The organism is Nocardia sp. NPDC056000 (assembly GCF_042269265.1).
Classification (GTDB): domain Bacteria; phylum Actinomycetota; class Actinomycetes; order Mycobacteriales; family Mycobacteriaceae; genus Nocardia.
On the sequence record NZ_JBHJXS010000001.1, the window covers coordinates 112,027 to 136,587 of the forward strand.

General features: G+C 67.0%; 23 protein-coding genes and 2 tRNA genes. 16 read left to right on the forward strand and 9 right to left on the reverse strand.

The window, feature by feature from the left end; genetic code table 11:
• Positions 1-54: 54 nt before the first annotated feature.
• Complete coding sequence (locus tag ACFC4D_RS00590) at positions 55-873, forward strand: SDR family oxidoreductase (RefSeq protein ID WP_376061062.1); 819 nt, start codon at positions 55-57, stop codon at positions 871-873.
• Positions 874-879: 6 nt separating this feature from the next.
• Here ACFC4D_RS00590 and ACFC4D_RS00595 read toward each other — a convergent pair whose 3' ends face one another.
• Positions 880-1,074 (reverse strand): hypothetical protein, encoded by a 195-nt coding sequence (locus ACFC4D_RS00595; protein WP_364634283.1) that lies wholly within the window; start codon positions 1,072-1,074, stop codon positions 880-882.
• 97 nt (positions 1,075-1,171) lie between these two features.
• On the opposite strand from ACFC4D_RS00595, the gene ACFC4D_RS00600 reads away from it, so the two are divergent.
• The 3 genes from ACFC4D_RS00600 (at position 1,172) to ACFC4D_RS00610 (ending at position 3,805) form a co-directional block, all read left to right on the forward strand.
• Positions 1,172-1,906, forward strand: a complete 735-nt coding sequence (locus tag ACFC4D_RS00600) for a molybdopterin-dependent oxidoreductase (RefSeq protein ID WP_376061063.1) — start codon at positions 1,172-1,174, stop codon at positions 1,904-1,906.
• Positions 1,890-2,510, forward strand: coding sequence for a cytochrome b/b6 domain-containing protein (locus tag ACFC4D_RS00605; protein WP_376061064.1), 621 nt, complete (start codon positions 1,890-1,892; stop codon positions 2,508-2,510). Before ACFC4D_RS00600 ends, ACFC4D_RS00605 begins: the two co-directional genes overlap by 17 nt.
• A gap of 110 nt (positions 2,511-2,620) precedes the next feature.
• Positions 2,621-3,805, forward strand: coding sequence for a hydroxylase (locus ACFC4D_RS00610; protein WP_375967292.1), 1,185 nt, complete (start codon positions 2,621-2,623; stop codon positions 3,803-3,805).
• Between the two features lie 9 nt (positions 3,806-3,814).
• On the opposite strand, the gene ACFC4D_RS00615 is transcribed toward ACFC4D_RS00610, so the two are convergent.
• From ACFC4D_RS00615 to ACFC4D_RS00625, 3 genes are all read right to left on the reverse strand, one after another.
• Complete coding sequence (locus ACFC4D_RS00615) at positions 3,815-4,639, reverse strand: SDR family NAD(P)-dependent oxidoreductase (RefSeq protein ID WP_376061065.1); 825 nt, start codon at positions 4,637-4,639, stop codon at positions 3,815-3,817.
• Between the two features lie 173 nt (positions 4,640-4,812).
• A tRNA-Leu gene (locus ACFC4D_RS00620) sits at positions 4,813-4,896 on the reverse strand.
• A 71-nt stretch (positions 4,897-4,967) separates the two neighbouring features.
• On the reverse strand, positions 4,968-5,285 hold the full coding sequence (locus tag ACFC4D_RS00625; RefSeq protein ID WP_364634274.1) for a hypothetical protein: 318 nt from the start codon (positions 5,283-5,285) through the stop codon (positions 4,968-4,970).
• A 176-nt stretch (positions 5,286-5,461) separates the two neighbouring features.
• Between ACFC4D_RS00625 and ACFC4D_RS00630 the strand changes: the two genes are divergently transcribed.
• A complete protein-coding gene (locus ACFC4D_RS00630) occupies positions 5,462-7,750 on the forward strand; it encodes an ATP-binding cassette domain-containing protein (protein ID WP_376061066.1) in 2,289 nt (762 codons plus the stop codon).
• Between the two features lie 79 nt (positions 7,751-7,829).
• On the opposite strand, the gene ACFC4D_RS00635 is transcribed toward ACFC4D_RS00630, so the two are convergent.
• A complete protein-coding gene (locus ACFC4D_RS00635; RefSeq protein WP_376061067.1) occupies positions 7,830-8,663 on the reverse strand; it encodes a tetratricopeptide repeat protein in 834 nt (277 codons plus the stop codon).
• A gap of 251 nt (positions 8,664-8,914) precedes the next feature.
• Between ACFC4D_RS00635 and mihF the strand changes: the two genes are divergently transcribed.
• From mihF to ACFC4D_RS00680, 9 genes are all read left to right on the forward strand, one after another.
• Positions 8,915-9,229, forward strand: a complete 315-nt coding sequence (gene mihF / locus ACFC4D_RS00640) for an integration host factor, actinobacterial type (protein WP_067563442.1) — start codon at positions 8,915-8,917, stop codon at positions 9,227-9,229.
• Positions 9,230-9,383: 154 nt separating this feature from the next.
• Positions 9,384-9,468: transfer RNA gene (locus ACFC4D_RS00645), tRNA-Leu, on the forward strand.
• 76 nt (positions 9,469-9,544) lie between these two features.
• Positions 9,545-11,338, forward strand: a complete 1,794-nt coding sequence (locus ACFC4D_RS00650; RefSeq protein WP_375967300.1) for an HSP90 family protein — start codon at positions 9,545-9,547, stop codon at positions 11,336-11,338.
• Positions 11,338-14,142: a hypothetical protein gene (locus ACFC4D_RS00655; RefSeq protein ID WP_376061068.1), complete on the forward strand. Its 2,805-nt coding sequence runs from the start codon at positions 11,338-11,340 to the stop codon at positions 14,140-14,142. Before ACFC4D_RS00650 ends, ACFC4D_RS00655 begins: the two co-directional genes overlap by 1 nt.
• A gap of 87 nt (positions 14,143-14,229) precedes the next feature.
• On the forward strand, positions 14,230-15,030 hold the full coding sequence (locus ACFC4D_RS00660) for a helix-turn-helix transcriptional regulator (protein WP_376061069.1): 801 nt from the start codon (positions 14,230-14,232) through the stop codon (positions 15,028-15,030).
• Positions 15,031-15,145: 115 nt separating this feature from the next.
• A complete protein-coding gene (locus ACFC4D_RS00665) occupies positions 15,146-16,084 on the forward strand; it encodes an SMP-30/gluconolactonase/LRE family protein (protein WP_376061070.1) in 939 nt (312 codons plus the stop codon).
• An 81-nt stretch (positions 16,085-16,165) separates the two neighbouring features.
• Complete coding sequence (locus tag ACFC4D_RS00670; RefSeq protein ID WP_376061071.1) at positions 16,166-16,549, forward strand: hypothetical protein; 384 nt, start codon at positions 16,166-16,168, stop codon at positions 16,547-16,549.
• 28 nt (positions 16,550-16,577) lie between these two features.
• Complete coding sequence (gene mgrA / locus ACFC4D_RS00675) at positions 16,578-17,621, forward strand: L-glyceraldehyde 3-phosphate reductase (protein WP_376061072.1); 1,044 nt, start codon at positions 16,578-16,580, stop codon at positions 17,619-17,621.
• Positions 17,622-17,669: 48 nt separating this feature from the next.
• The gene (locus tag ACFC4D_RS00680) at positions 17,670-19,088 is read left to right on the forward strand and encodes an amidase (protein ID WP_376061073.1); all 1,419 of its coding nucleotides are present in this window, start codon (positions 17,670-17,672) and stop codon (positions 19,086-19,088) included.
• Here ACFC4D_RS00680 and ACFC4D_RS00685 read toward each other — a convergent pair.
• The 3 genes from ACFC4D_RS00685 to ACFC4D_RS00695 form a co-directional block, all read right to left on the reverse strand.
• A complete protein-coding gene (locus tag ACFC4D_RS00685; RefSeq protein ID WP_376061074.1) occupies positions 19,078-19,941 on the reverse strand; it encodes a DUF4389 domain-containing protein in 864 nt (287 codons plus the stop codon). The genes ACFC4D_RS00680 and ACFC4D_RS00685 overlap by 11 nt on opposite strands.
• A gap of 127 nt (positions 19,942-20,068) precedes the next feature.
• Positions 20,069-20,686, reverse strand: coding sequence for an AAA family ATPase (locus ACFC4D_RS00690; protein ID WP_376061075.1), 618 nt, complete (start codon positions 20,684-20,686; stop codon positions 20,069-20,071).
• Positions 20,687-20,721: 35 nt separating this feature from the next.
• Positions 20,722-21,231: a hypothetical protein gene (locus tag ACFC4D_RS00695; RefSeq protein ID WP_375967311.1), complete on the reverse strand. Its 510-nt coding sequence runs from the start codon at positions 21,229-21,231 to the stop codon at positions 20,722-20,724.
• Between the two features lie 151 nt (positions 21,232-21,382).
• On the opposite strand from ACFC4D_RS00695, the gene ACFC4D_RS00700 reads away from it, so the two are divergent.
• Positions 21,383-22,498, forward strand: a complete 1,116-nt coding sequence (locus ACFC4D_RS00700; RefSeq protein ID WP_376061076.1) for a hypothetical protein — start codon at positions 21,383-21,385, stop codon at positions 22,496-22,498.
• Here the strand turns inward: ACFC4D_RS00700 and ACFC4D_RS00705 are convergent, their stop codons facing one another.
• Positions 22,499-23,629: a glycosyltransferase gene (locus ACFC4D_RS00705; protein WP_375967315.1), complete on the reverse strand. Its 1,131-nt coding sequence runs from the start codon at positions 23,627-23,629 to the stop codon at positions 22,499-22,501.
• Between the two features lie 210 nt (positions 23,630-23,839).
• Here ACFC4D_RS00705 and ACFC4D_RS00710 point away from each other — a divergent pair, with 210 nt between their 5' ends.
• Entirely contained in the window at positions 23,840-24,559 is a 720-nt protein-coding gene (locus tag ACFC4D_RS00710) for a FadR/GntR family transcriptional regulator (RefSeq protein WP_376061077.1), read from the forward strand.
• Positions 24,560-24,561: the final 2 nt, after the last annotated feature.

The window sequence follows — 24,561 nt, forward strand, 5'->3', positions numbered from 1 at the left end:
TCGCCGCGACAAAGGCTTGCTTGGAGTGCACTCCAGCTGATTACCGTTGAGCGCATGAGCAAAGTTTGGTTCATCACCGGGGTCTCACGAGGATTCGGCCGCGAATGGGCGGTGGCTGCGCTGGAGCGCGGCGACAGCGTGGCGGGCACGGCACGCGATCTAGGCACGCTCGATGAGTTGGTCGCGAAGTATCCGGATACGTTCCAGGCGATCCAGCTCGATGTCACCGATCGCGAGGGCGATTTCGCCGCCGTGCGAGCGGCCGCGGATCGGTTCGGGCGGCTCGACGTGGTCGTCAACAATGCGGGGTATGGGCAGTTCGGCATGATCGAGGAACTGTCCGAGGAGGAACTGCGGGCGCAGTTCGAGACGAATGTGTTCGGCGCGCTCTGGGTCACCCAGGCCGCGCTGCCGATTCTGCGGGCGCAGGGGAGCGGGCACATTCTGCAGGTGTCCAGCATCGGCGGTATCGCCGCCTTCCTGAACCTGGGCGCGTATCACGCCTCCAAGTGGGCGCTGGAGGGGTTCTCCCAGTCGCTCGCGCAGGAGGTCGCGCCGTTCGGGATTCATGTAACCCTCATCGAGCCGGGCGGTTTCGGCACCGACTGGGCCGGTGCGTCGGCCAAGCACGCCACGCCCATCGAGGCGTATGAACCCGCTCGTGCGGCCCGTGCGGCTCAGCGGGCGCGCAATACGCCCGGCGATCCGACCGCCACCGGCGAGGCGATCCTCAAGGTCGTCGATGCGGAGAAGCCGCCGCTGCGCATCTTCCTGGGTGAGAACCCGCTCGCCATGGCGACCGCGGAATACGAATCCCGGCTGGCGACCTGGCGCGAATGGCAGCCGGTTTCGGCTGCGGCACAGGGCAACTGAGCTCGGTCAGCGGCGCAGGCCGCCGCGCCAGCCGCGCACGGCCAGCAGCACACCGGCGATGAAGACGATCGGTCCGATGATCGACCAGGTGACGGTGCCGGTCATCGGACTGCCGGAGACCACGCCGAAGCCCTGGAGCGCCCAGAGCCCTCCGGCCAGGGCGAGGATGACACCGAGCGCGACGAGGATGGGGCTGCGCATAGCCGGGCCTTTCGTTGGCACCGCGCGGAAGCGGTTCTCGACACCACCGTAGCCGCCCCGGGTGGGCGCGGCGGCGCACGCGGTGGATAGTGGAGTCGTGCCCGCCGACAAGGCTTCCCAGCCCGACGATCCAGGCGCACCCGTCGGACGCCGGGTGGTGCTGGGGTTGCTGGCCGCCGGGGCGGCCGGGGTGCTGGGCGGGGCCTCGATTCAACGGGGCCTCGCGGCGGTGCTCGGCCCCATCGGCAATCACGATCCGACGGGGCTGATCGGGCTGTTGCCGGTGGGCAATACCTTCCGGTTCTACTCGGTGACCCGCGGCGCGCCGAGACGCGATGAGAGCAACTATCGGCTCGATATCACCGGACTGGTCGACAACCCGCGCAGTCACACGCTCCCGGAGTTGCGCGCGCGGCCGCAGACCACCCTGGTGCGCGACTTCCAATGCGTCACCGGCTGGCGAGTGCCCGAAGTCCATTGGCGCGGAGTGCGTTTGGCCGATCTGCTGGACGACGCGGGCGTCAAGAACACGGCGACCGCGGTGCGCTTCACCTCCTTCGACGGCACCTACACCGAGAGCCTGACCCTCGATCAAGCCCGGCGCGATGACGTCATCGTCGCCCTGGAAATGATCGACGGACCGGTCAGCCACGATCACGGTGGCCCGGTTCGGCTGTATGTTGCGCCCATGTACGGCTACAAGAGCTGTAAATGGCTCTCCGGAATCGAGCTGACCAGCGACGTCGTCCCCGGCTATTGGGAGCGCCGGGGCTATTCCATCGACGGCTGGGTCGGCGCGTCGAACGGGCGTGATGATGACCCGACCAGCTGAGCTGCACCGCTTCGGGCGGGTCGAACGCTGGGTGCACTGGCTGGTCGCGGTGCTCGTGCTGATCTGCATAGCCACCGCCGCCATCCTGTACAACGGCTCGCTCGCGGTACTGGTGGGCAATCGGCACATCGTCGAATTGGTGCACGTCTATTCGGGTTTCGCGCTGCCCGTGCCGATCCTGCTCGGTCTGGTCTCGCGGGCCTATCGCGCCGATCTGTCCCGGCTGAATCGATTCACCGCCGCGGATCGACTGTGGTTCCGATCCAAGGCGCGCCGACTGTTCGGCACCGATGTCGGGAAATTCAATGCCGGGCAGAAACTCAATGCCGCGCTGAGTGCCGGATCGATCTTCGTCCTGTTCGGCACCGGCATCATCATGTACTTCCCCGACTGGACCCGTCTGGTCTGGCGCACCGGCGCGACCCTCATGCACGACTGGTTCGCACTCGCCTTCGGCATTCTCGTTGTCGGACATGTCATGTACGCGCTGCGCGATCGAGAAGCCATGCGCGGCATGCTCACCGGCACCGTCTCGCGGCGCTGGGCCGACCGCGAGCACATGCTGTGGGCCGCCGAGCACGAGTCCACCGACGAGACATCCTGAGACCCGGTCACCGGGAACTCCGCCCGCTGTGGCCCCCGTCACGGCTAGCTTCGACGTAGCCCCGTCGCACGGCGGGGCCGAGGTCGTGAGTTGGTTCGAAAGGTGCGGGCATGTCGCACAAGGTTGTTCAGCGGGTCGAGGAGCTCGCCGCCCAGCTGGCGGCGCACGCCGAGGAGACCGAGCGGGCGGGCAAACTGTCCGAGAAGAGCGTCGCGCTGGTACGCGAGGCCGGGGTGATGCGAATGCTGCAACCCACCGAATTCGGCGGATACGCCGCACATCCCAGGGATTTCGCCGAAGCGGTGATGGCGACCGCCGCCGCCTGCGGCTCCACCGGCTGGGTGTGCGGAGTCGGCGGTGTGCATCCCTGGGAAATGGCGCTGATGGATCGCCGTCTGCAACAGGAGGTTTGGGGCACCGATCCCGATACCTGGATCGCCTCCCCGTACGCGCCGCAGGGCGTGGCCACCCCGACCGACGGCGGCTACATTCTGCGCGGCCGCTGGAGTTTCTCCTCCGGCACCGACCACTGCGATTGGATCTTCCTGGGCGCGTTGGTCGGCAACCCCGACGGCACCCCCGTCATGCCCCCGCGCACCCTGCACGTGGTGCTGCCGCGCGCGGACTACACGATCGTCGACGACTCGTGGGATGTCATCGGGCTGTGCGGAACCGGCAGTAAGGATGTCAGCGTCGACGGCGCGTTCATCCCCGACTACCGCACCATCGATTCGGAGGAGGTGGCCTCGGGAACCATTGCCGCCGACCGCGCCGGGCGCACCGAAACCGTGTACCGGCTGCCGTTCTGGGCCATGTTCCCGCTCGGCATCACCGCCGCGGTCATCGGCATCGCCGAGGGCGCACTGGCCGCGCACCTGGACTATCAGCGCAATCGCATCACCGCCATGGGCACCGCCATCAAGGATGATCCGTACGTGCTGTACGCCATTTCCGAGGCGGCCTCGGAGATCGCCGCCTCGCGTTCGCAACTGCTCGACGGCATCAGCCGCCTCTACGATCTCGCCGACGCGGGCAAGACCATCGCCTTCGAGGACCGATCGGTGGTGCGCCGCAACCAGGTTCGCTCGGCCTGGCGGGCGGTTGCGGCCGTAGATGAGATCTTCGCGCGCTCCGGCGGTAACGCGGTGCGCAAGAACAATGCGCTACAGCGCTTCTGGCGTGACGCGCACGTGGGATTGCAGCACGCCATCCACATTCCCGGATCGATCTACCACTCCGATGCGCTGACCTCGATGGGTGTCGAGCCACAGGGCATGCTGCGCGCACTGATCTGATTCGGGTCGTCAGTGGACCAGCGCGGCCTCCCACGCCCGGTCCTGAAGGTCCGGGTCACGGAGTCGCTCGGGTAGCGATGCGGGTTTGCCCTTGCTCTCGAAGAATTGGCCGCTGCCAACACTTTCCAGGGCCAGGCGGAGCGGAACCCGGGCCGCTCTGTCCGGCCGTGCGCGCTTTTGTACGGCGCGCACGATCGGCCAGATGAAACGCCAGGCGGGGACGGTCTCGGGGGTGAGCTGCCGGACGCCGGGGGTCCAGGCGGTTCCGGGGTTGACCGCGTTGATCGATCGATTGTCGGCGGCCTGCCGGGCGAGCGAGAGCATGGCCAGCAGGTTCAATTGTTTTGCTCGGGCGTAGGCACCGATCGCGGTGTAGGTGTCGGGCTCGGTGAACGGGTCGCCCTTGTGCATGAGCAGTGCGCTGGAGACGATCTGCACGATGCGGGCGTTCGGGGTGAGGATGGGCAGCAGCGCATCGGTGAGAGTGATCGGGCCGAGGTAGTTGAGCACCGAGATGACCTCGTGCCCTTCCGAATTCAGCGTTCGAGTCGGAAACGCCATACCACCGACGTTGTTCACGAGAATGTCGAGTTCGTCGGTGGTGTGCGCGACCGCCGCGGCCAGTTCGAGGTTTCCGTGCACCGTCGCGTGTTCGGCGGTCAGAAACGTCGCGCCGGTCTGGGCCGCGAACGCCGCACCGCGCGCGGCGTCGCGCCCGGTCACCAGTACCCGCGCGCCCGAGCCGACGAGTCCGATCGCGATCTCGCGGCCGATCCCCTCGGTGCCGCCGGTGACGAGCGCCCTCATGATCGGGCCCGCGATGAGATCAAGCACAGAGATGCCATGACAACTCCAAAGAATGAGTGATTCGCAGGTCGAACGCTAACTTCGGCGGGCGGCGGCCCACATCCGCCGCCAGCCGTAATCGGCGGTACGCCGCTGTGCGCAGGTCCCTGGAATCTGCTCGTGCAAACAAAAGAGCCCTCCCGAAGGAGGGCTCTTTTCTGTGTCGAGAGGGGGACTTGAACCCCCACGCCCAATAAGGGCACTAGCACCTCAAGCTAGCGCGTCTGCCATTCCGCCACCCCGACTCGGTGTGCTCGACAACAGTAGCCGAGGATGTGGGAAAAACAGAAATCGGCTGGTAGCGGGCCGTTTCGGACTACTTCCTGATGAAGATTCCGGCGATGTCGGCGTTCTTGATCGGGGTTTCGCCATTGGCCTGGATCTGGCACAGGGTCTGCACCGAGGCCATGCCGATATCCACGTTGGTGCCGGACGGCTCGTTCTGAGTGTTGGTCTGCTGCTTGATGAACTTGGTGATGGTGATGCGCTGGGTGTCCGCATCCTGCTTGAGGTAGTCGGTGCATTTGGTGTCGCCGCCCTGGTTCACAGCGGTTTTGATCTCGCTGCAGCCGGACATCAGGGTGACGGCGAACGCGGCGGCGGCGAGGCCGGCGGTCCAGCGCATGGTCTTCATCGGTATGTCCCTCGGGGTAGCGCGCGACGGTGTCCGACCGCCGCGATCGACCGCCACTGTAGAACGGCGCGACCATTCGGCAATCCTGGCTGGACCCTGATATTCAAGGGATTTGATGTGATTTGCGTCACATTTCACCGCACGTTCGGGGGTACGTGGATGGCATGGTGAGAGGTATGTCCGCTGCTTCCGCTGAAACGATTCGGGTCCTCGGCGCCCGCGAGCACAATCTGCGCAACGTCTCCCTCGACATCCCCAAGAACAAGATCACCGTCTTCACCGGCGTCTCCGGTTCGGGTAAGTCCTCCATCGTGTTCGACACCATCGCCATCGAATCCCAGCGCCAGCTGTACGCCACCTTCCCGGCGTTCATCCTGAACTTCCTGCCGCGCTATGAGCGCCCGCACGCGGAGGCCATCGAGAATCTCACCGCGCCGGTGATCATCGACCAGAAGTCGGTGGGCGGGGGACCGCGCTCGACGGTCGGGACCATGACCGATATCTACGCGCTCATTCGCGCGCTCTTCGCCCGATTCGGTTCGCCGTCCACCGGGCTGGTGTACGACTACTCGTTCAATACACCGCAGGGCATGTGCACCGAATGCGACGGCCTGGGCATGACCATCACCGCCGATCCGGACAAGCTGGTGGACCGGTCGAAATCGCTCAACGAAGGCGCGATCCTGCTGCCCGGATACGGTGTGGGCAGCGGAGATTGGCAGCTGTACGGCAATTCCGGGCGCTTCGACCTGGATAAGAAGCTCGCCGACTACGGCGATGCGGAATGGCACGATCTGCTGCACGGCAGTGGCGGCAAAGTGGAGCTGACTTTCAACAAGGGCACCTGGAAAGCCAATTACGAAGGGCTGGCCGATAAATTCACCCGGTCGCGGGTCAAGCGGGATACCTCGGGGCTCTCGGACAAGACCCGGGAGCAGATTCAGAAGTACCTCACCGAGGGCGTGTGCCCGGCCTGTCACGGGGCTCGGCTCAATGAGAAGGCGCTCGCGACAAAGATCAACGGGCGCAATATCGCCGACTGGACCGGGTTGCAGATCACCGATCTGATCGAGGTGCTCGGCGAGATCCAGGATCCGGCAGCGCTGGGGCTGGCCGAAGCCACCCGGATCGCGCTCGGGCGGGTCGCCGATATCGGGCTCGGATATCTGAGCCTGGACCGGCCGACGTCGACGCTCTCGGGCGGTGAGGGCCAGCGATTGAAGATGATCAAACATCTGGGCAGCACGCTGGTCGGGATGACCTACATCTTCGACGAACCCAGCGTGGGACTGCATCCGCGCGATGTCGGGCGGCTCAATCGCATGCTGGAAGCGCTGCGCGACAAGGGCAATACGGTGCTGGTGGTCGAACACGACCCCGATGTCATCCAGATCGCCGATCACATCGTCGATGTCGGACCGCGCGCCGGAGCGCACGGCGGGGAGATCATGTTCACCGGCAGTTTCGCGGAGCTGCAGGCGGCGCAGACGCTCACCGGGCAGGCGCTGCGGCGGGCGTTCACGGTCAAAGAGGCATTCCGTGCAGCCAATGGTGAACTGCGCGTGGACAATGCGAGCGCGCACAATCTGAAGAACGTCTCCGTCGGGGTTCCGACCGGAATTCTCACCGCCATCACCGGCGTGGCCGGATCGGGGAAGAGCAGTCTGATCCGCGATGAGTTCATGGCGCGCTATCCGGACTCGGTATTCGTCGATCAGTCGGCCATCGCGGCCTCCTCGCGGTCCACGCCCGCCACCTACCTGGGTTTGATGGATCCGATTCGAAAGCTCTTCGCCAAGGCCACCGGTAAGCCCGCGAGCCTGTTCAGCTTCAATTCCGATGGCGCGTGCACAGAATGCGGTGGGCGCGGGGTGATCATCACCGAGATCGCGTACATGGATCCGGTGACCACGCATTGCGAATCCTGTGACGGCCGCAGGTTCTCCGAGGAGGTGCTCGGACTCACGCTGCGCGGTAAGTCGATCGCCGATGTGCTGGAACTCTCGGCCGAGGCCGCCGTCGATTTCTTCCCGGAAAAGGCGCTGAATGCCAAGTTGCGCACCATGAATGAGGTCGGTCTCGATTATCTGAGCCTCGGACAGGCCATGAGCACGCTCTCCGGCGGTGAACGCCAGCGCATCAAACTCGCCACCCAATTGCAGAACAGCGGGGCGGTGTACGTCCTGGACGAGCCCACCACCGGACTGCACATGTCCGATGTCGACACGCTGCTGCGGCTGATGGACGGCCTGGTCGAGCGCGGAAACACCGTCGTGGTGATCGAGCACAATCTCGATGTGGTCGCGCACGCCGACTGGGTCATCGACCTGGGTCCGGACGGCGGCAAGAACGGCGGCGAGATCGTATTCACCGGCACCCCGGCTGAATTGCTACGGCATCCGGACTCACTGACCGGTGCGTACCTGCGGCTCTACAAGGACGGCTCCGCGGTACGCGGAAACTGAGATGCGCTGGCAGTGACTGCCATTCGGCATCGACTGCGCCCCGCCGGATTCGAAGTGGCGGGGCCGCAGTGCTTTCCGGTCAGTGCGCGGGGGATTCGGCGTTGATCGCCGCGCGCCAGATGCGGGCTTCGGTGGGATTGCCGCGGCGGTCCAGGACGTCGGCCAGCCCTGCCATGGCGCGGGTATTGCCATGCTCGGCGGCGATGCGCCACCACTGTTCGGATTCGGCGAGCTGGCCCAGGCGCAGCAGCACCACGGCCAGATCGTAGGCGGCGCTCATATTTCCCAAACCGGCTGCCTGTCGCCATAATTCGCAGGCTTTGCGGTCGTCGCCGCGATGGTGCAGGGCCACGCCGAGGTCGTAGAGCGCGCCGGTGTAGCGGCCGGCGTCCGCGGGCGGAATGGGGTCGGGCGGGGTGGGGGCGGTGGCCAGTTCGACCACGAGTTCGGTGAAGTCGGGCGGGCCGACGCCGGTGCTGCAGTGCAGCACCAGGCACGATCTCTCGCGGGTGATGAGCATGCCGTAGTTGCCGGACCAGGAGACCACATCGCCGAATTCGTCAACCCAGACCGGGGTCAGCGAGATGGCGGCATCCCTGGAGTCGGGGCGGACATGCAGTTCGATGCCGCCGGACATGGCGTCGGCCCAGACGTCAACCCCACTCAACTGGCGGCCGTTCAGGAGTACGTGCCCGCTCTCCACGGCCAATCCCATACCCACCCCGCGTACCCCGCGGCGCGGTGCGGCCGAGCGCAGGGTGAGCGTGACGGTGGTGGGGGAGATGCCCACGCTCTGCGAATGCAGCGGGTAGACCTTCGCGCCGTTCCAGGTCAGCGGCTCGGAACTGTCGTATCGGTGCGCCAGCGGTGATTCATCGGTGGCCCACCCGGCGTACTGATACGAGTTTGTCATCTGCCCCGCCTTTCACCGGTGCGCGTGCGGTGTTCCGGCCCACCGTAATACCGATCCCGGCCGATGAGCGGCGTATTTGCCAGGTGACTTTTTCAGCAAACTTCTGGACAATTGACCGGCGATACGAGACGGTTTCGGCAGGTCGCTCGACGTGTTGAGCCGAAACACGCGGTGTGTCGTACCGGTTGCGGGCCTGGCGTCATGTTTACTCGACGCCGACGTACCAGCGAACGAGTGAAAGGTAAGGACATATGGCTCTGCCCACCATGACCCCCGAACAACGCTCTGAGGCGCTGGCCAAAGCCGCCGCGGTGCGCAAGGCCCGCTCGGAGTTGATCGCGCAGGTCAAGCAGGGATCGGTCAGTCTGGCGGAGGTTCTCAAGCGCGCAGACAAGGAAGACCTGGTCAAGAAGACCAAGGTAGCGGCCGTGATCAAGGCGCTCCCGGGAATCGGCCCCGTCAAGGCGGCCAAGTTGATGGATGAGGCGGAAATCCCGGCCGATCGTCGTATCGGTGGCCTGGGCTCTCGCCAGCGCGCTGCGCTGCTGGAGGCGTTGAGCGCCTGAGTTTCGGGGGGTCGCCGGCCGGGCCGCACATCAGCCCGGCGGCAACCGCTCCCGCCGCTCCGACGTCTCCTCCACCGCGCGATAAACGGGTTGCGACCGGGATGGATGATTTTGTACCGGACCATCGCATCCGATAACCTGGCTGAGCACACCGGTCCGGGTGGCGGAATGGCAGACGCGCTAGCTTGAGGTGCTAGTGCCCGTATTAGGGCGTGGGGGTTCAAGTCCCCCTCCGGACACACCAAGGCGTGAATTCCTGTTGAATGACACAGGGATTCACGCCATTTTTTATCGCTGTGGGGTTCGGAGGTTCAGGTGGAGCAGGTCTTTCAGGTTGATCTGCGCGGCATTGTGGATTTACTGAGTCACCACCTGTACGGCAGTCCGCGGGTATATGTGCGCGAGTTGCTGCAGAACGCGGTGGACGCGATCACCGCGCGCCGAGCTCTCGAACCGGACGCACCCGCCGTGATACGGATCGAAACACCGGATATCACCGGAGACGGCAGCATTCGGGTGCACGACAGCGGGATCGGGTTGACCGAATCCGAGGTGCACACCTTTCTCGCGACCATCGGGCGCAGCGCCAAACGCGATGAACTCGGGTTCGCCAGGCACGAATTCCTCGGACAGTTCGGCATCGGCCTGCTGTCGTGCTTCATGATCGCCGATCAGGCGCTGGTGGTGACCCGGTCCGCGAAGGGCGGGCCGACCGTGCGCTGGACCGGATACGCCGACGGCCGGTTCCGAGTCGAGACCGTCGAGGACCGCGGCGAGCCCGGCACCACCGTCACCCTGCTGCCGCGATCGGGGATGGAGCAGTGGGCCACCCGCGCCACCGTCGCCGATCTCACGGCCCTGTTCGGTGGTCTGCTCCCGTTCCCGGTGATGGTGGACGGGCATTCGGGGTCGGATTCCGTATTGCCTTGGCAGGCCAGTCATCCCACCCCGGATGATCGGCAGGCGGCGCTGGCCGCATACGCCGAGGACACCTTCGGGTTCACCCCGTTCGCCAGTTTCGACCTGTCCTGCGCCGAGGCCGGGCTCACCGGTGTGGCTTTCGTGCTGCCGCACGCCGCCAATCCAGCTGCGCGCGCCGGACATCGGGTCTACCTCAAGCGAATGTTGCTGTCCGAGAACCTCATCGGGTTGCTGCCGGACTGGGCCTTCTTCATCCGCTGTGTGGTGGACACCGGTGAGCTGCGGCCGACGGCCAGCCGCGAGGCGCTCTACGAGGACGATCTGCTCGATGCCACTCGCGAGGCGCTCGGCGCGCGGGTTCGGGACTGGCTGGTCGAGCTCGCCACCGCCGATCCCGGCGGACTGGCACGGTTCCTGCAGGTGCACGACATGGGCGTGAAGGCGCTGGCGCTGCACGACGACGATATGCTCCGGCTGGTCGATCGGTGGCTGCCGGTGGAAACCAATGCGGGCCGCATCCCGCTCGCGGAATTCCGCCGCCGCTTCGGCACCGTGCGCTACACCCCATCGGTGGAGGAGTTCCGTCAGCTCGCGGCGGTATCCAGCGCGCAGGGCCTGGGCCTGGTCAACGGCGGCTACTCCTACCTCAGCGAAATCGTGGAGCGATTGCCCGCGATCGATCCCGATATCCGGGTCGCCCGATTGGATGCCGCCGAACTCGCGACCCATTTCGATCTGGTGGATCCGGCGACCGAACTCGCGCTGCGGCCGTTCCTGTCGATCGCGCAGCGCTGCCTGGATCGGCTGGACTGCGAGGTCGCGCTGCGCGGTTTCGATCCGCCGTCACTGGGCGCGCTGTACCTGCTGGACCGCGATACCGCGCACCGCGCCGAATTGCGGGCTACCCGCGAGGTCGCCGACGAGCTGTGGGCCGATGTGCTCGGCGCGTTCGACACCGGTCCGGGTCCGGATCGCCCGCAGTTGCTGCTCAACTACCGCAATCCACTGGTGCGCCGCGTCTGCGGGCTCACCGACCCGGGTCTGGTGACGACGGCGGTGGAAGCGCTCTACAGCCACGCGCTGCTGCTCGGCCAGCATCCGATGCGTCCCGTCGACAGCGCCCTGCTGACCAAATCTTTTGTCGGACTGCTCGATTGGGCAGTGCACGATCCGGAGGGGAAACTCTGATGGCGCCCAGCGAGGACGACCTGCGCACGCTGCTCACCCAGGCCGGCGAACTGCCCGAGGGTGACGGCAAGGACGCCGCGCTGGAACAGATCCTGCGGCACGCCGAGGCCGGCGGCCATTCGATGCTGGCGTTCGAGACGCGCTTGGACCTGGTCAGCGCGTACGCCGGAGGCATGCAGCCGTCGAAGTTGTTCGTGCCCTTCGCGCGGTGCCTGGCCGACTACGACCGGAATCCGGCGGAGTACCCGGAGTGGGCGGCCTGGCGGTTGCGCTGGTTCTTCAAGTTCGCCGTCCAGGGGATGGTGAATTTTCCCGAGGTGTCCAAGGAGCGGGCGCTGGCGGCACTGGATCAGATGGAGCGCCGCTACAAGTCCGAGGGGCAGAGCCCGAACGCGGTGTACGCGCACCGGCATCGCGTCACCCTGCATCTGGGTGATCTGACGGCCGCCGAGGACTGGTACGGGCGCTGGTGCACCAGCCCGCGCGACCACAATTCCGACTGCGAGGGCTGCGATCCCAGTCAGAAGGTCGCCTACCTCGCCGAACTCGGACGCGACGGCGAGGCGATCGAGGTGGCCACGCCGGTGCTCGCGGGTGAGCTGACATGCCGGGAACAACCGCAGACGATCCTCAGCGAGCTGATGCTGCCCTATCTGCGCACCGGACAGTGGGAGCAAGCCCGCAACGCGCATCGCCGGGCCTACCGCATCCTGCGCAACCGGCCGCAGGATCTGGCCACCATGGCCCGGCATCTCGAGTTCTGCGCGCTCTCGGGCAATCATGCCCGCGGCCTGGAAATCCTGGAGCGCCACCTGCCCTGGCTGGATCGTGCGCCGAATCCGCTGGCGGCCATGCAATTCGCCGGGTCCGCGGCGCTGCTGCTGCGCACGGTCGCCGAGGCCGGGCACGCGGACGCCATGATCCGGCGTCCCGGGCACGCGGATCGGCCCGCCACCGAGCTCACCGCGGGCGCGTTGCTCGAGGAGATGCGCGGTCACGCGCTGGCGATCGCCGCACGCTTCGATCAGCGCAACGGCACCGATCGCCAAACCGCTTCGGTGCGTGAGCTGCTCGATCAGAAGCCGGTGGTCGACCAACTGCCGCTGTCGATTTCGGTTCGGCCGGGCCCGGTACTCGACCCGCCCGCCGCCACGGATCCGCCGGAGCTGCCGGTGCTCGAACTTGTCGAACGCCTCGAATCCGCGCAGGGCGTTAAGGCATTGGCCGCGATGGGCCCGCTGATGCGGCAGCTCGAAGAACACGATCCCGCCGATCCCGTGCTGGCCGGACGGATCGCGGCACTTCTTTCGTTCCATGCCGCGAGCGGCGGCGAGGACGCGCGCTCGGAATCATTGCTGCGGCGGGCGATCGAATTGTTCACCGCCGCTGGGGAATCGGAGCGTCGCACGGTAGCGGTCTCGCGCCTCGGCGCGAAACTGTGCGGTAGCGGCGATCTGTCCGAGGGCCTGGCGCTGCTTCGCGCCGCATACGCCGACCTCGACCTGGTCGCACCGATCAACGACCGGGTGTGGGTGGTGCTGCGTCTGATCAGCGGACTCGGCGACGCCGCGGGTAACGGTCATGATGCTGTCACCCTCGACGAGATCGCGGTCCTGCTGGAACAGAGCGAGGAAATCGCGGCGGCATCCGAGGATCCCGTGCTGATCGGCGATATCGCCTACGAGCACATGGATTTCGAGGATCTTCGACACCGGCACGAGGAGGCACTCGACGCCGGTGCTCGAGCGCTGGCGGCCTACCGCGCGTCCGGGCCGCCACTCATGGTGGTGCTCTGCGCGTGCCGAATGGCGGAAGCGAACGCCGATCGCGGCGACCACGACGCCGGGCTGGCTCTCGTCGAGGAAGCATTGGCCGTGGCATCGCCGGAGATCCCCGCCGGTTTGCGCGCACGCGCGCACAGATTGCGGGGGCAGCTGCTGCGGCAGGTGGATCGCGATGCCGAAGCGGTCGGTGAACTGCTGTCCGCCATCGCGCTGAGCGACGATCCCCATGAGGTCCCGTCGATGAAATGGTCTCTGGCCGAGGCATATCGCGCGACCGGGCAGCTCGTCGACGCCGCCGACGCGGCCGAGGAGGCGATCGCCGGATGTGAGGCGCACGGTCACCTCGCGGCGGCCCACGGCTGCCGGTTCCTGCTCGCCGATCTGCATCGCGCGCTGCGCGAACCCGAGGCGGCGCTGGCGATCTACGACGAAATCATCGAATTCCACAGCGGCGCGGACGATCACGCGGCCCTGGGCTACACCCTCGCACTAACCGCAGACTTCCTCGACGCCCTCGACCGCGACGCCCTGGCGGCCGACTACTACCGGCGAGCCGCCGAGGCGGCCGAGCTGGCCGAGGATCCACTGCGCGTGTCCTACACCCGCTACAGCGCTGCCCTGTCCTTACATTGGAGCGGCGCGAACGCCGACGCGTTGGCCGCCCTCGACCCGGCCGAGCAAGCCATCGCCGCCCTGGCAGCCACCGACCCGGATCCCGAAGTGCTGCACTGGCATACCGCACGTTTCGAACACAGTGCCGCACGCATCCTGCGCCATGCGGGCCGCCTCGACGAGGCGGTGGCGAGATCGACAACCGCCGCCGCCCACTTCCGCTCGATCGGCGACCCCACGAACGCGGCCCGCGTCGATCTCGGCCAAGCCCGCATACTGATCGACCTCAACCGCCCAGCCGATGCGGTGCACCTACTCGACGCCACCCTCACCGAAATCGCCGCCGACGACAACTCCCTCCGCCCCGCCCTGATCGAAGCCCTGGAGCACGCCCGCACCCAACTCTGAGACACCCCGACATACGTATCCGGCATTCGAAGCGACCGTAGTCGGCTCGCCGAGCGCTCCGATTCGGTGGCGGCCTAGCCTGGGCGGGTGACGGACAATCTCCTCGGTGAATTCCTGCGGGCGCGGCGGGCGACCGTGCAGGCCGCGGACATCGGGGTGGTCTCGTACGGTCGTCGCCGGGTGGCGGGGTTGCGGCGCGAGGAGGTCGCGGCCGCGGCCGGAATGAATCAGGACTATTACACGCGACTGGAACAGGGTCGGGAGCGGCGGCCGTCGGCGCAGCTGCTCGAGGCGCTGAGTCGCACGCTGCTGCTGAATGCCGAACTGCGCGATCACATGTTCCGGCTCGCGGGCGTCGCACCGACGGGGCGAGCGGTCGGCACGGTCGCTCCGGTACTGCGAGGGATTCTCGAAAGTTATCCGGCTGCACCGGCTTTCGTACTGAATCCGGCGATGGACATACTCGCCACCAATGCGATGGCCGACGCGTTCTTCTCGGGTTACGCGCGAATCGACAATCTGGCGCGCATGACATTCCTCGATCCGATCAGCCCCGACTTCTGCGGGGATTGGATCTGGACCTGTCAGGCGATCGTGGCGGGCTTCCGGCAATCGGGCGCACTGTTCCCCGACGACCTCCGGCTGCGCGAGGTGATCGCCGAACTCACCACGGCCAGTGTCGATTTCGCCGAGCTATGGGATTCCTACACCCTGTGCGCCGCCACCACCGACGCCCGCGTGTTCACCCACCCGGAGGCTGGTCCGCTCCGCCTGACCTACCAATCGTTCGATGTGCGCGGTGCGGCGGGCCAGCGCCTGATGCTCTACCAACTCGAACCAGGCCCCGGGGCGGAGTCTTTGGCCCGGCTCGCCGCCCGCCCTGCCTGATTCACCCGGTTTCCTGGGTGTCACGCACCCAGGCACACCCGCGACGGCCGCGCCTACCATGCATGAGCACTCCGCGAACAGGCTCGCGGCAACCACTCAGCACGCAGGAGACCCCGTGCCGGATACGCGGCAGCACAACCCTCACGCCCGCAATCACTCCCGGTATCGTGCCCTCGCCTCATCGTGCGCGGCCGTCGTGGCTCTGACCGCGGCGGGCGCTGCCACATCGGCGAACGCGCACGCCGACCCCGGATCCTGCCCCACCGCCACCGCCACCGCCACGACGTTCACCGCACCGACCGTCCCATTCCTGGACTGGGCCGAGAACCTCGGCTACGACACCCAGGGCAACCTCTGGGTATCCCGCCTCTACCGCAACGAGGTCCAGCGCTACGACACGACGGGCCACATCACCGCCACCGTCCCCGTCACGTCCCCCGGTGCGATCCGCCTGGGCCCCGACCACCTGCTCTACGTCGTTTACGGCGACAACTCCCTGAACATGCTCCCCGGCGCGCGAAACGGCGGCGTTGTCCGCTTCGACCCGGCCGCCCCCACCCTCACTCCCGAAGTCTTCATCGGCGGCCTGACCATGCCCAACGGTGCTGCCTTCGACCCCGCGGGCAACCTCTACATCGCCGACACCGCATCGGGCGTGATCCGAGTCCGCCGCGACGGCACCGTCGACACCGACTGGACCGCCCAAGCCACCCTCTTCGGCGTCAACGGCCTTGCCATACAGGGAGATTCGCTCTATACGACGGTCTACCTCGCCCCCGATGGCCGCATCCTGCAAATCCCGATCGCCACCCCTGCCCGGTCCCACACCACCCTCGACCTCCCGCTCGCCGACGACCTCACTTCCGCCCCGGACGGATTCCTCTACGTCGCAACAACCTCGGGCACCCTCCTGCGCGTGGACCCCACCCGACGCACCATCTGCACACTGCTCAGCACGGGCCCCTTGGCCGCGGTGGTTCCGATCCCCGACACCCTCGATCTGATGGTCACCACCGGATCCGGCGATATTCTGCGCGTCCATCCGAGCGATTAGCCCCGCGCCCTTCGTGGCGAAGTCGGGGCCGGGAGAGGACAGTTGAGGCGTATCGGCGAATTCGTCCTCAGGAGTAGTGCTATGGCGTCTGACAAGCCCTTTGGGATCGATCCGGAAGATTTCGAGCGTGCGCTGCGGGAGGCGGGGGTCGAGATCGGTGGGTTGCTGGGGAAGGCGGGGGAGTTCATCGATAAGGCGGGGGTGAATACGCTGGCGGGGTTGTTGGGGCAGTTCGCGCAGCCGGAGCGGGGGCGGGGGACGAAGGTCGAGGAGGAGACGACCGGGGAGACCGGGAGTGGGGTGTGGGCTATTTACAGTCTGGATGAGGCCGGGGCGGCGTTGGTGGAGCAGGTTTTTCCCAGTGAGCTGGAGGCTTTGCGGGCGCATCGGGACAATACCGATGTGCGGCGGCGGGTGCGGTTTCTCCCGTACGGGGTTCCGGTGACCGCGTTGGATGGGAACTGAACGCCGGAGGCGTGCTACATAGTTCGGCATGACATTTGCTGCTGATCCGGCCCGATACGACGGGGCCATGCGTTACCGACGGTGCGGACGGTCCGGGTTGGATTTGCCGGTGCTGTCACTCGGGTTCTGGCATAACTTCGGCGATGACCGGCCGTTCGAGGAGCAGCGGGCAATCGCATTGCGCGCGTTCGATTCCGGGATCACGCATTTCGATCTGGCCAATAACTATGGACCGCCCTACGGTGCGGCGGAGATCAATGCCGGACGGCTGCTGCGGGAGGATCTCGCGGCCTATCGCGATGAATTGATCATCTCCACCAAGGCCGGCTGGGATATGTGGCCGGGGCCGTACGGGCAGGGCGGCGGGTCCCGCAAATATGTGCTGGCATCGCTCGATCAGTCGCTGACGCGGCTCGGGCTCGATTACGTCGATATCTTCTATTCGCACCGGTTCGATCCGGATACGCCGCTGGAAGAGACCGCGCGGGCGCTGGATACCGCTGTGCGGCAAGGAAAAGCACTGTACGTCGGCATCTCCTCGTACACCGCGCCGAACGCGGCGGCGATGGCGGAGCTGCTGCGGGAGCTGGGAACGCCGCTGCTGATTCATCAGCCGTCCTATTCGATGCTCAATCGCTGGATCGAGACCGAGGGGCTGCTCGATACCGCGGCCGACGCCGGATTCGGCATCATCGGTTTCACCGCGCTCGCGCAGGGATTGCTCACCGCGAAGTATCTGGACGGCGTCCCGGCGGGTTCGCGTGCCACACAGGGCAAATCGTTCCAGACCGAATGGCTCACCGAGGAGATGATCGGCCGCCTGCGCGGATTGAACGATATCGCCGCCAAACGCGATCAGACGCTGGCGCAGTTGGCCTTGACCTGGGCATTACGCGATCCGCGCGTCACCTCGCTGGTGATCGGCGCGTCCTCGACGCAGCAGTTGGATCAGAATATCGGCGCACTGGCCGGACCGGATTTGACCGATTCGGAATTGGCGGCGATCGATGCCCTGCTCGATGACGACGGCACGGTCGATCTGTGGCGCGCGGCCCGCAAGGGCGAGTTGTAAGGGGCCGGAAGCCTTCCCCGTGCGGTGGCCGCTCTCTATGCTCGGCTAATGCTGGACAGTCGACTAGATGCCTTCGCCGATGACGCCCTGGGACATCATGACGCGGTCGGAGCGGCGGCTGCGGTGCGCGCCGGAGTGACCACCGCGGCCGAACTGGCCGCGGCCGCGGCGGCCCGCGCCCGCAAGGTCGATCCGGCGCTGCACGCGATCGCGTACGCCGATTACGAACAGCCGCGCTACGCCGAGAACGAATCCGCCGCACTGTACGGGGTGCCGAGCTTCGTCAAGGACAACACCGATGTGCGCGGTATGCCCAGCAATCACGGGACCACCGCGTTCCGGGCACGGCCCGCACGGGCCGATGGCGTGTACACGCGCCAGCTGCGCGATACCGGGCTGACGGTGCTGGGCAAATCCCGGCTGCCGGAGTTCGGGTTCAGTGCCACAACCGAATTCATGACCGACGAACCCGCGCGCAATCCGTGGAACACCGAGTATTCGGTGGGCGCGTCCTCCGGCGGCGCGGCCGCGCTGGTGGCGGCGGGCGTGGTGCCGATCGCGCACGCCAATGACGGCGGCGGTTCGATTCGCATCCCGGCGGCATGCGCCGGATTGGTGGGTCTGAAGCCGAGCCGAGGCCGGCATGTGGACGGCGATATGGCGCGCATGATGCCGATCAACCTGGTCTCCGAGGGTGTGCTCACCCGCACGGTGCGCGATACGGCCGCGTATGTGGCTGCGGCGGAGGACTATCGGCGCAATCCTGCGCTGCCGCCGATCGGCGCTGTGCTGGGTCCGGCACGGCGGCGGCTGCGCATCGGGCTGGTGACCGAGACACTGATGGGTGAGCCGATCGACGCCGAGACGCGGACGGCGGTGGAATACACCGCGGCACTGCTGGAGCATGCGGGACATCATGTCGAGCCGGTGCGATTGCCGGTCACGCGCGGCTGGGCCGACGATTTCGTGCAATTGTGGGCGCTGCTGGCCGATTTGATCGGCACGGCGGGCAAGCTGACCTTCGACCTGTCCTTCGACACCGCCGAATTCGATGGCCTCACTCGCGGTTTGCGGGCGCATCATCGCGCGCATCTGTATCGCACGCCCGCGGCGCTGTGGCGGCTGCGCGGTACCGCGGACACGGTGGCCGGGATGTTCGCCAAACACGAACTGATTCTCTCCCCGGTGCTCTGCCACACCACGCCGAAGCTCGGTTACCTCAGTCCCACACTGGATTTCGATGAACTGCTGACGCGGCTGATGAACTACGTCGGGTTCACCCCGATCAACAATGTGGCGGGCACACCGGCGATTTCGCTGCCGATGGGCATGACCGGTGCGGGCATGCCCATCGGTGTGCAATTGTCCGCGGCCTACGGTGATGAACGGACGCTGCTGGAATCGGCGTTCGAACTCGAAGCGGCGCACCGTTTTCCGTCGATCGCGGGACGGCGTCCTACAGCTTGACGATATGCGAGGTGCCCGGCGCCGAGGTGTAGTCGTCGGAATCGTCGTCATAGTCGGTGGTGACGCTCTGCAGCAGGCTCGCCGCGATGCCCAGGATCAGCATGACGATGAGCAGTACCTGCCCGGCGCGCGAGAGCAGCAGCGGCCGGGTCGGGGACTGCTGCGGCACCGACGGCACCCACTCCGCACTCGCATCGGCCGGAACACCGGTCTGATCACCGAATACGCCCTTGAGGTAGGCGGGGGTGAGCAGATACGTGTAGGCCTGCGTGCGCAATTCGGCCCGCAGCACCGCGCTGGTCGCCTCGAAGACCGGCCGCGGCATACGCCCGGTGATGAGCACGATCAGCCACAGCACGAACGACACCACCGCCCAGCCGCCGGTGAGCCAGCTGGCGAAGATGAGGATCGGGAACGCCAGGATCAGCCGGAACAGCACCGCCAGCCGATTCAGCGGTGTCGGCGCCGGAAACAGCACGCGCACAGGATAATCCGGCGGATTCCAGGCGAACGGCGGATACGCGTCGACCAGCAGCATGCCGTACGCGTAGACCCGCGTGCTGTAGGAGAAATACCCGCGCAGGAAATCGCCGCACCACTCCGGCAGCCGCCCGGTGAACAGCGCGCCGAACCAGCCGCAGACCACCACCACGAACGCGGCGATGCCCAGCACCCACAGCGCGATCAGCTGTGGAATGACCAGCAGTGCGCGCAACAGCACCGTCCAGCGCCGATGCTGTTCCGGCGGAAAGACATCCAGCTCCACCAGCGTCTCACCGCCCTGCCAGCCCTGGCTGCCCGGTGGTTGCTGCCACTCCGCGCCGCCGGAGGGCCACGGTTCACCCATCGTCATGTGATCACACCCGCTTTCGGATTCGAGCCGTACGCAGTCGAGCCCGAATGTAGTCCGGAACGGGAGAATTGCCCGGTAACGCGCCGGTGTGACGGCGACTACCGGGCGGGCGGCACTCGCGGCGAACTCACCGGGAGGGACGGGTCGCGCGCGCTTTCTCGATATCGCCGCGAATTCGCTCCGTGATAGCGGTCAGGTCCCAGCTCACATCGATGCGGGTCTCGGTGGTGAATCCCAGTGGCTGCCAGCCGTGATACCACTCGGCGAGCGAACTCTCCGGCACCTCGGCCGACAGCGGGCGGCTCGCGTGCCGGATCAGGGTCTCTTCGAAGGTGAGATCGAAGCCGTAGAACAGGCTCGCCGGGGCGGATCGGGCCAGGCGTTCGAGCATGGCCTCGTAGCGACGGCTGTCCAGAATGCCTTCGACAATGGTCACCAGACCGCGAGCCAGTGCGAACCGCGCGATGTGCTCGATCAGATCGACATTGATCCGCCCGGGTTCGTCCGGCTCCCAGGTCATTTGACGGCGCACCACATCCTGCGGCACCACGACGCAGCTGCCGCGTTCCATCGAATGCTGCAAAGTCCGTGCGGTGGTGGACTTCCCGGACGCCGAATTGCCGCGCAGCACCACCAGCACCGCGCGGCTCGCACTGTCGCCTACGACCTCGACCGCACTGTCGCTCGCGACCTCGACCACACTGTCGCCCGCGACCGGGGCCGCTCCGCCGTCTCGATTCGTCATCGCCCTCACCGTATCCGGCGGCATGATCGGCGATTTCAGGAGGCGACGGGCACGATGCGACCGTCGGCGGTGTGCACGTGAATGAGCGGATGTTCACCGTTGCGGGTGCGGACCAGGGCGAAGGCCAAACCGTTGGACGCGATCGGGGCCGTGTAACTGTCGATGGTGGATATGACCGTCAGGCTGGTGGCATCGGCCGCGGCGGTACCCAGCACTGCCGACCAACTCGTTTCGGCGGGTTTGCCATTGGGGTCCGGATGCGCGACCCGGCTGCGGCTCATGCGTAGTAATGGGCGATGGTCCAGCGTGCGGGCGGGCCGCGCGCGGGAGACCGGGCGCGGAGTGCCCGAGACCATCGCCGGGGTTATCCATTCATCGTCCCGGTGTTCCACGATGACGATGACGCGGAAATCCCGGCTCTCCAGCAGCACCGCGGCCGCGCCGTCGCCGTGTTCGATGAGCGCCACCGGCTCGAAGCCCTGGTCGAGTGCGGCCAGCCGGGCGGCGGCCGCCGCCACGGCGGGATGCGGAGGTATGGAAGTCATTGGGGCTGCCCCCTTCACCTCGGATCGAACCACGAATTGTAGGCAGCGGCGGCGGACGCGGCCACTCATACGCGCTAAGTGAAATGAACACGCAGCCTGATGGTTTCGCGGACACAATGTCAGGGTTCGAATCGAATCCGGAAGGTGTCCGATGACAGATGTGCTGCTGACCCCGCCCGATGCGGCCGAGGTTCACCTGGTGGCGCGCGGGGTGGTCACCGCGGCGCAGGGTGAACAGGGACTCACGCCATTGCAGCAGTTGCTGATTCCGGCGCTGTTCCTCTCCCTCACCGGACACCCGGTGGAATTGGACGCCCTCGCCCCGATCACTGCCGAGGAATACGCGTACGGGCTGACCCGTCGCAATCGGATCTTCCGCGAACGCGTCATCCAGACCATGCTGCTGGCGGCGCTGGTGGTGCGGCCGCTGCCCGCGAGCGTGGCCGAGAAGCTGCGGGTGTTCGCCGACGCGCTGGGCGTGGACGACGACATGATCTCGGTGGCACGCAAATACGCCGATGGCGCGGAGGATCTGGCGGCGGTCGACTTCTCCCGCAACGGTTATCTCGGCGGGCTGGGCGCGGGACGGCTGCACGCGCTGCACACCTCGGAGCTGGATAGTTCCTGGAGCGCGGTGGTCGATGATCCGGTGCTGGCGGCGCGCTGGGGTGAATTGCGGGAGCTGCCGATGGGCACGCTCGGGCGCGGGGTGGCGGACTTCTATCGCGACCGCGGCTTCGTCACGCCCGGTTTGCCGGGTTCCGCGCCGCCGCTACTGGCCCAGCATGATTGGGTGCATGTGCTGGCCGGATACGGCACCACGCTGGAGAACGAGATCGAGGTGTTCGCGTTCATGGCGCGCGCCAACGACGATCCGCGCGCGTTCAGTCTGCTGGCGATGGTGATCTCGCTGTTCGAAACCGGATATCTGCGGGCCGGGGCCGGGCTGTTCGAGGCAGACGCTGGGCATCTGCGGGCCTCCGGTATGGCGGGGCGACTGGCAGATGCGCTGCGACGCGGTGCGCTCACCCGAGGCAGTCATGACTTCCTGGATCAGGACTGGTTCGATCTGGCCGATCGCCCGATCTCGGTGGTGCGCACCGAGATCGGGCTGGTTCCCAAGGCCGAGGCCGCGATCGCCTCGGGTTCGGTAGGGCCGTGGCAGCCCGGCGGCATCACGCCATACCAGTTGAATTCCGCGCGGGTGGCCGCGGAATCCGAAGCGCGCCCGTATGTTCCGTGGGAGCCCGATCCGACGCGCGACTGATCAGGCCGAGCCGAGCAGGCCGAGCATTCCGGAAACCGCTGCGGACCAAGTGAATTGCTCGGCTCGGGTGCGGGCGGCGCGGCGGCGTTCGAGCAGGGGGCGGGACAGCACGTCGGTGACGGCGTGCGCGAAGGCGGTGGGGTGGTCGGCCGCGACGGCCCCGCAGTCGGCGGTGACGATATCGGCGAGCGCGGAGGAGCGGCTCGCCACCACCGGGGTGCCCGCGGCGAGGGCTTCCAGGGCCGCCAGGCCGAAGGTTTCGTGCGGGCCGGGGGCGAGAGAGACATCGGCGGTGGCCAGCAGGGTCGCCAATTCGGTTCGGTCATTGATGAATCCGGTGAAATGCACCGCCGACAGGCCGTCGCGCAACGGTGTCAGGGTGCGGGCGCGGCGCTCGAGAGCCTCGCGGCGCGGGCCGTCCCCGGCGACGATGAGGCGCGCGTCCACACCTTCGCGGCGCAGCCGGGCCACCGCCTCGATACTGCGATCCACGCGCTTCTCGACCGAGAGCCGGCCGCAGTGCACGAGCAGGGGATAGTCCTGTGCGCCCAGATCGGTGCGCAATCGGATATCGCAGCGCGACGGGGTGAACATGTCCAGATCGACCCCGAGCGGCACCAATTCCACATTCGGGACGTCGATGCGCTCGAATTCCTCGCGCGCGAATTGTGTTGTGCAGACGACGATGTCGTAGTTCTCGGCGGTGCGCCGATTGGCCGCGTCCGCCGCCCGCCGTGCGGCCGGGCCGGGCAGCACCTGCCCGAGCAGGCGGTCGAGCCGCTCATGCGAGATCATCACCCCCGCCACATCGCGCCGCCGCGCCCAGCGCCCGAATCCCCGCAGTGTCAACCGATCCGACACCTCGAGCACATCGGGCCGCAACCCGGACAGCACATCGGCCACCCGCCGCGGATGCGCCGCCCGATACCCGCCCGTCCACGGAATCGCGGGCGCAGGCACGGTAATTCGCCACACCCCCGACGGCAGCAGCTCCTCGCCACGCCGTGGCCCCGGCACGATCAGCACCACTTCGTGCCCCGCCGCCACATACCCCTCACCCAGATGATGCAGTGCGGTGCGCAGCCCACCCGACCGCGGCCCATAGAAGTTCGCCAGCTGCACGATGCGCACGTCGCTGATCGTGCAGGGCAACGGGTTACCCGCGGCACCCCACCGACCAACGCCACATGAACACCCGCCGAAGACCCCGCGAACCCCCACCCCGACCCGCCACACCCGCGTCACCACCCGCTCGCCAACCAGGCAGCGTTGCGGTGTCGAATGGGCCACCCACTGGTCTGGCCGCTTGACCTGTTGACCAGGCGGATCTACGTTCGGGGCATGGCAATCAGGCGGATCGATCGGCGGACGGTGCCCGATACCGTGTTCGAGCAACTCGTGGACGAGGTGCTGGATGGGGAATTGGCACCCGGGGCGGCACTGCCCGCCGAGCGAGCGCTGGCCGAGGCGCTGGGGGTGTCGCGGCCGACCGTGCGGGAGGCATTGCAGCGGTTGGCGCACACCGGGTTGGTGGAGGTGCGCCAGGGTGGGTCGACGACGGTGCGCGACTACCGACGGCACGCGGGGATGGATATGTTGCCGCGACTGCTGGTGCGGCAGGGTGAGATCGATCCGGCGGTGATTCGCTCGATCCTGGAAACGCGCCTGGTACTGGGCCGCGAGGTGGCCGGACTTGCGGCCGAGCGGGCCGGGGCGCGACTGACCGCAGACCTGGGTGCGGCCCTGGAAGCCCTTGCGGCGCAGCCTGATCCGATCACGCAGCAGATAACCGCCATGGCTTTCTGGGATCACCTGGTCGATGCGGCCGACTCGATCGTCTTCCGTCTGCTCTACAACGACCTACGCGCGGTGTACGAACCCGCACTTGCCGCCCTGGCCGGATTGATGGCCGCCGAGGTGAGTCAGGTCGAGCGCTATCGGGCCGTCGCTGACGCTGTTATCGCGGGTGACGGGGCGACCGCGCGAGCGACGGCGGAATCCCTGCTGTCCTTGGCCGCAAAGCAATTCGACACCGTGCTGGGCCAGGTCCACACCCCATAACA

Bases quoted from the DNA above. Each gene is read 5' to 3' on its own strand.
- ACFC4D_RS00655 (WP_376061068.1), top strand. From the start codon at position 11,338: ATGGCGCCCAGCGAGGACGACCTGCGCACGCTGCTCACCCAGGCCGGC.
- ACFC4D_RS00695 (WP_375967311.1), bottom strand. From the start codon at position 21,231: ATGACTTCCATACCTCCGCATCCCGCCGTGGCGGCGGCCGCCGCCCGG.
- ACFC4D_RS00605 (WP_376061064.1), top strand. From the start codon at position 1,890: ATGACCCGACCAGCTGAGCTGCACCGCTTCGGGCGGGTCGAACGCTGG.
- ACFC4D_RS00680 (WP_376061073.1), top strand. From the start codon at position 17,670: ATGCTGGACAGTCGACTAGATGCCTTCGCCGATGACGCCCTGGGACAT.
- ACFC4D_RS00625 (WP_364634274.1), bottom strand. From the start codon at position 5,285: ATGAAGACCATGCGCTGGACCGCCGGCCTCGCCGCCGCCGCGTTCGCC.
- ACFC4D_RS00630 (WP_376061066.1), top strand. From the start codon at position 5,462: ATGTCCGCTGCTTCCGCTGAAACGATTCGGGTCCTCGGCGCCCGCGAG.
- ACFC4D_RS00700 (WP_376061076.1), top strand. From the start codon at position 21,383: ATGACAGATGTGCTGCTGACCCCGCCCGATGCGGCCGAGGTTCACCTG.
- ACFC4D_RS00595 (WP_364634283.1), bottom strand. From the start codon at position 1,074: ATGCGCAGCCCCATCCTCGTCGCGCTCGGTGTCATCCTCGCCCTGGCC.
- mihF (WP_067563442.1), top strand. From the start codon at position 8,915: ATGGCTCTGCCCACCATGACCCCCGAACAACGCTCTGAGGCGCTGGCC.
- ACFC4D_RS00685 (WP_376061074.1), bottom strand. From the start codon at position 19,941: ATGACGATGGGTGAACCGTGGCCCTCCGGCGGCGCGGAGTGGCAGCAA.
- ACFC4D_RS00670 (WP_376061071.1), top strand. From the start codon at position 16,166: ATGGCGTCTGACAAGCCCTTTGGGATCGATCCGGAAGATTTCGAGCGT.
- ACFC4D_RS00690 (WP_376061075.1), bottom strand. From the start codon at position 20,686: ATGACGAATCGAGACGGCGGAGCGGCCCCGGTCGCGGGCGACAGTGTG.
- ACFC4D_RS00710 (WP_376061077.1), top strand. From the start codon at position 23,840: ATGGCAATCAGGCGGATCGATCGGCGGACGGTGCCCGATACCGTGTTC.
- ACFC4D_RS00610 (WP_375967292.1), top strand. From the start codon at position 2,621: ATGTCGCACAAGGTTGTTCAGCGGGTCGAGGAGCTCGCCGCCCAGCTG.
- ACFC4D_RS00635 (WP_376061067.1), bottom strand. From the start codon at position 8,663: ATGACAAACTCGTATCAGTACGCCGGGTGGGCCACCGATGAATCACCG.
- mgrA (WP_376061072.1), top strand. From the start codon at position 16,578: ATGACATTTGCTGCTGATCCGGCCCGATACGACGGGGCCATGCGTTAC.
- ACFC4D_RS00590 (WP_376061062.1), top strand. From the start codon at position 55: ATGAGCAAAGTTTGGTTCATCACCGGGGTCTCACGAGGATTCGGCCGC.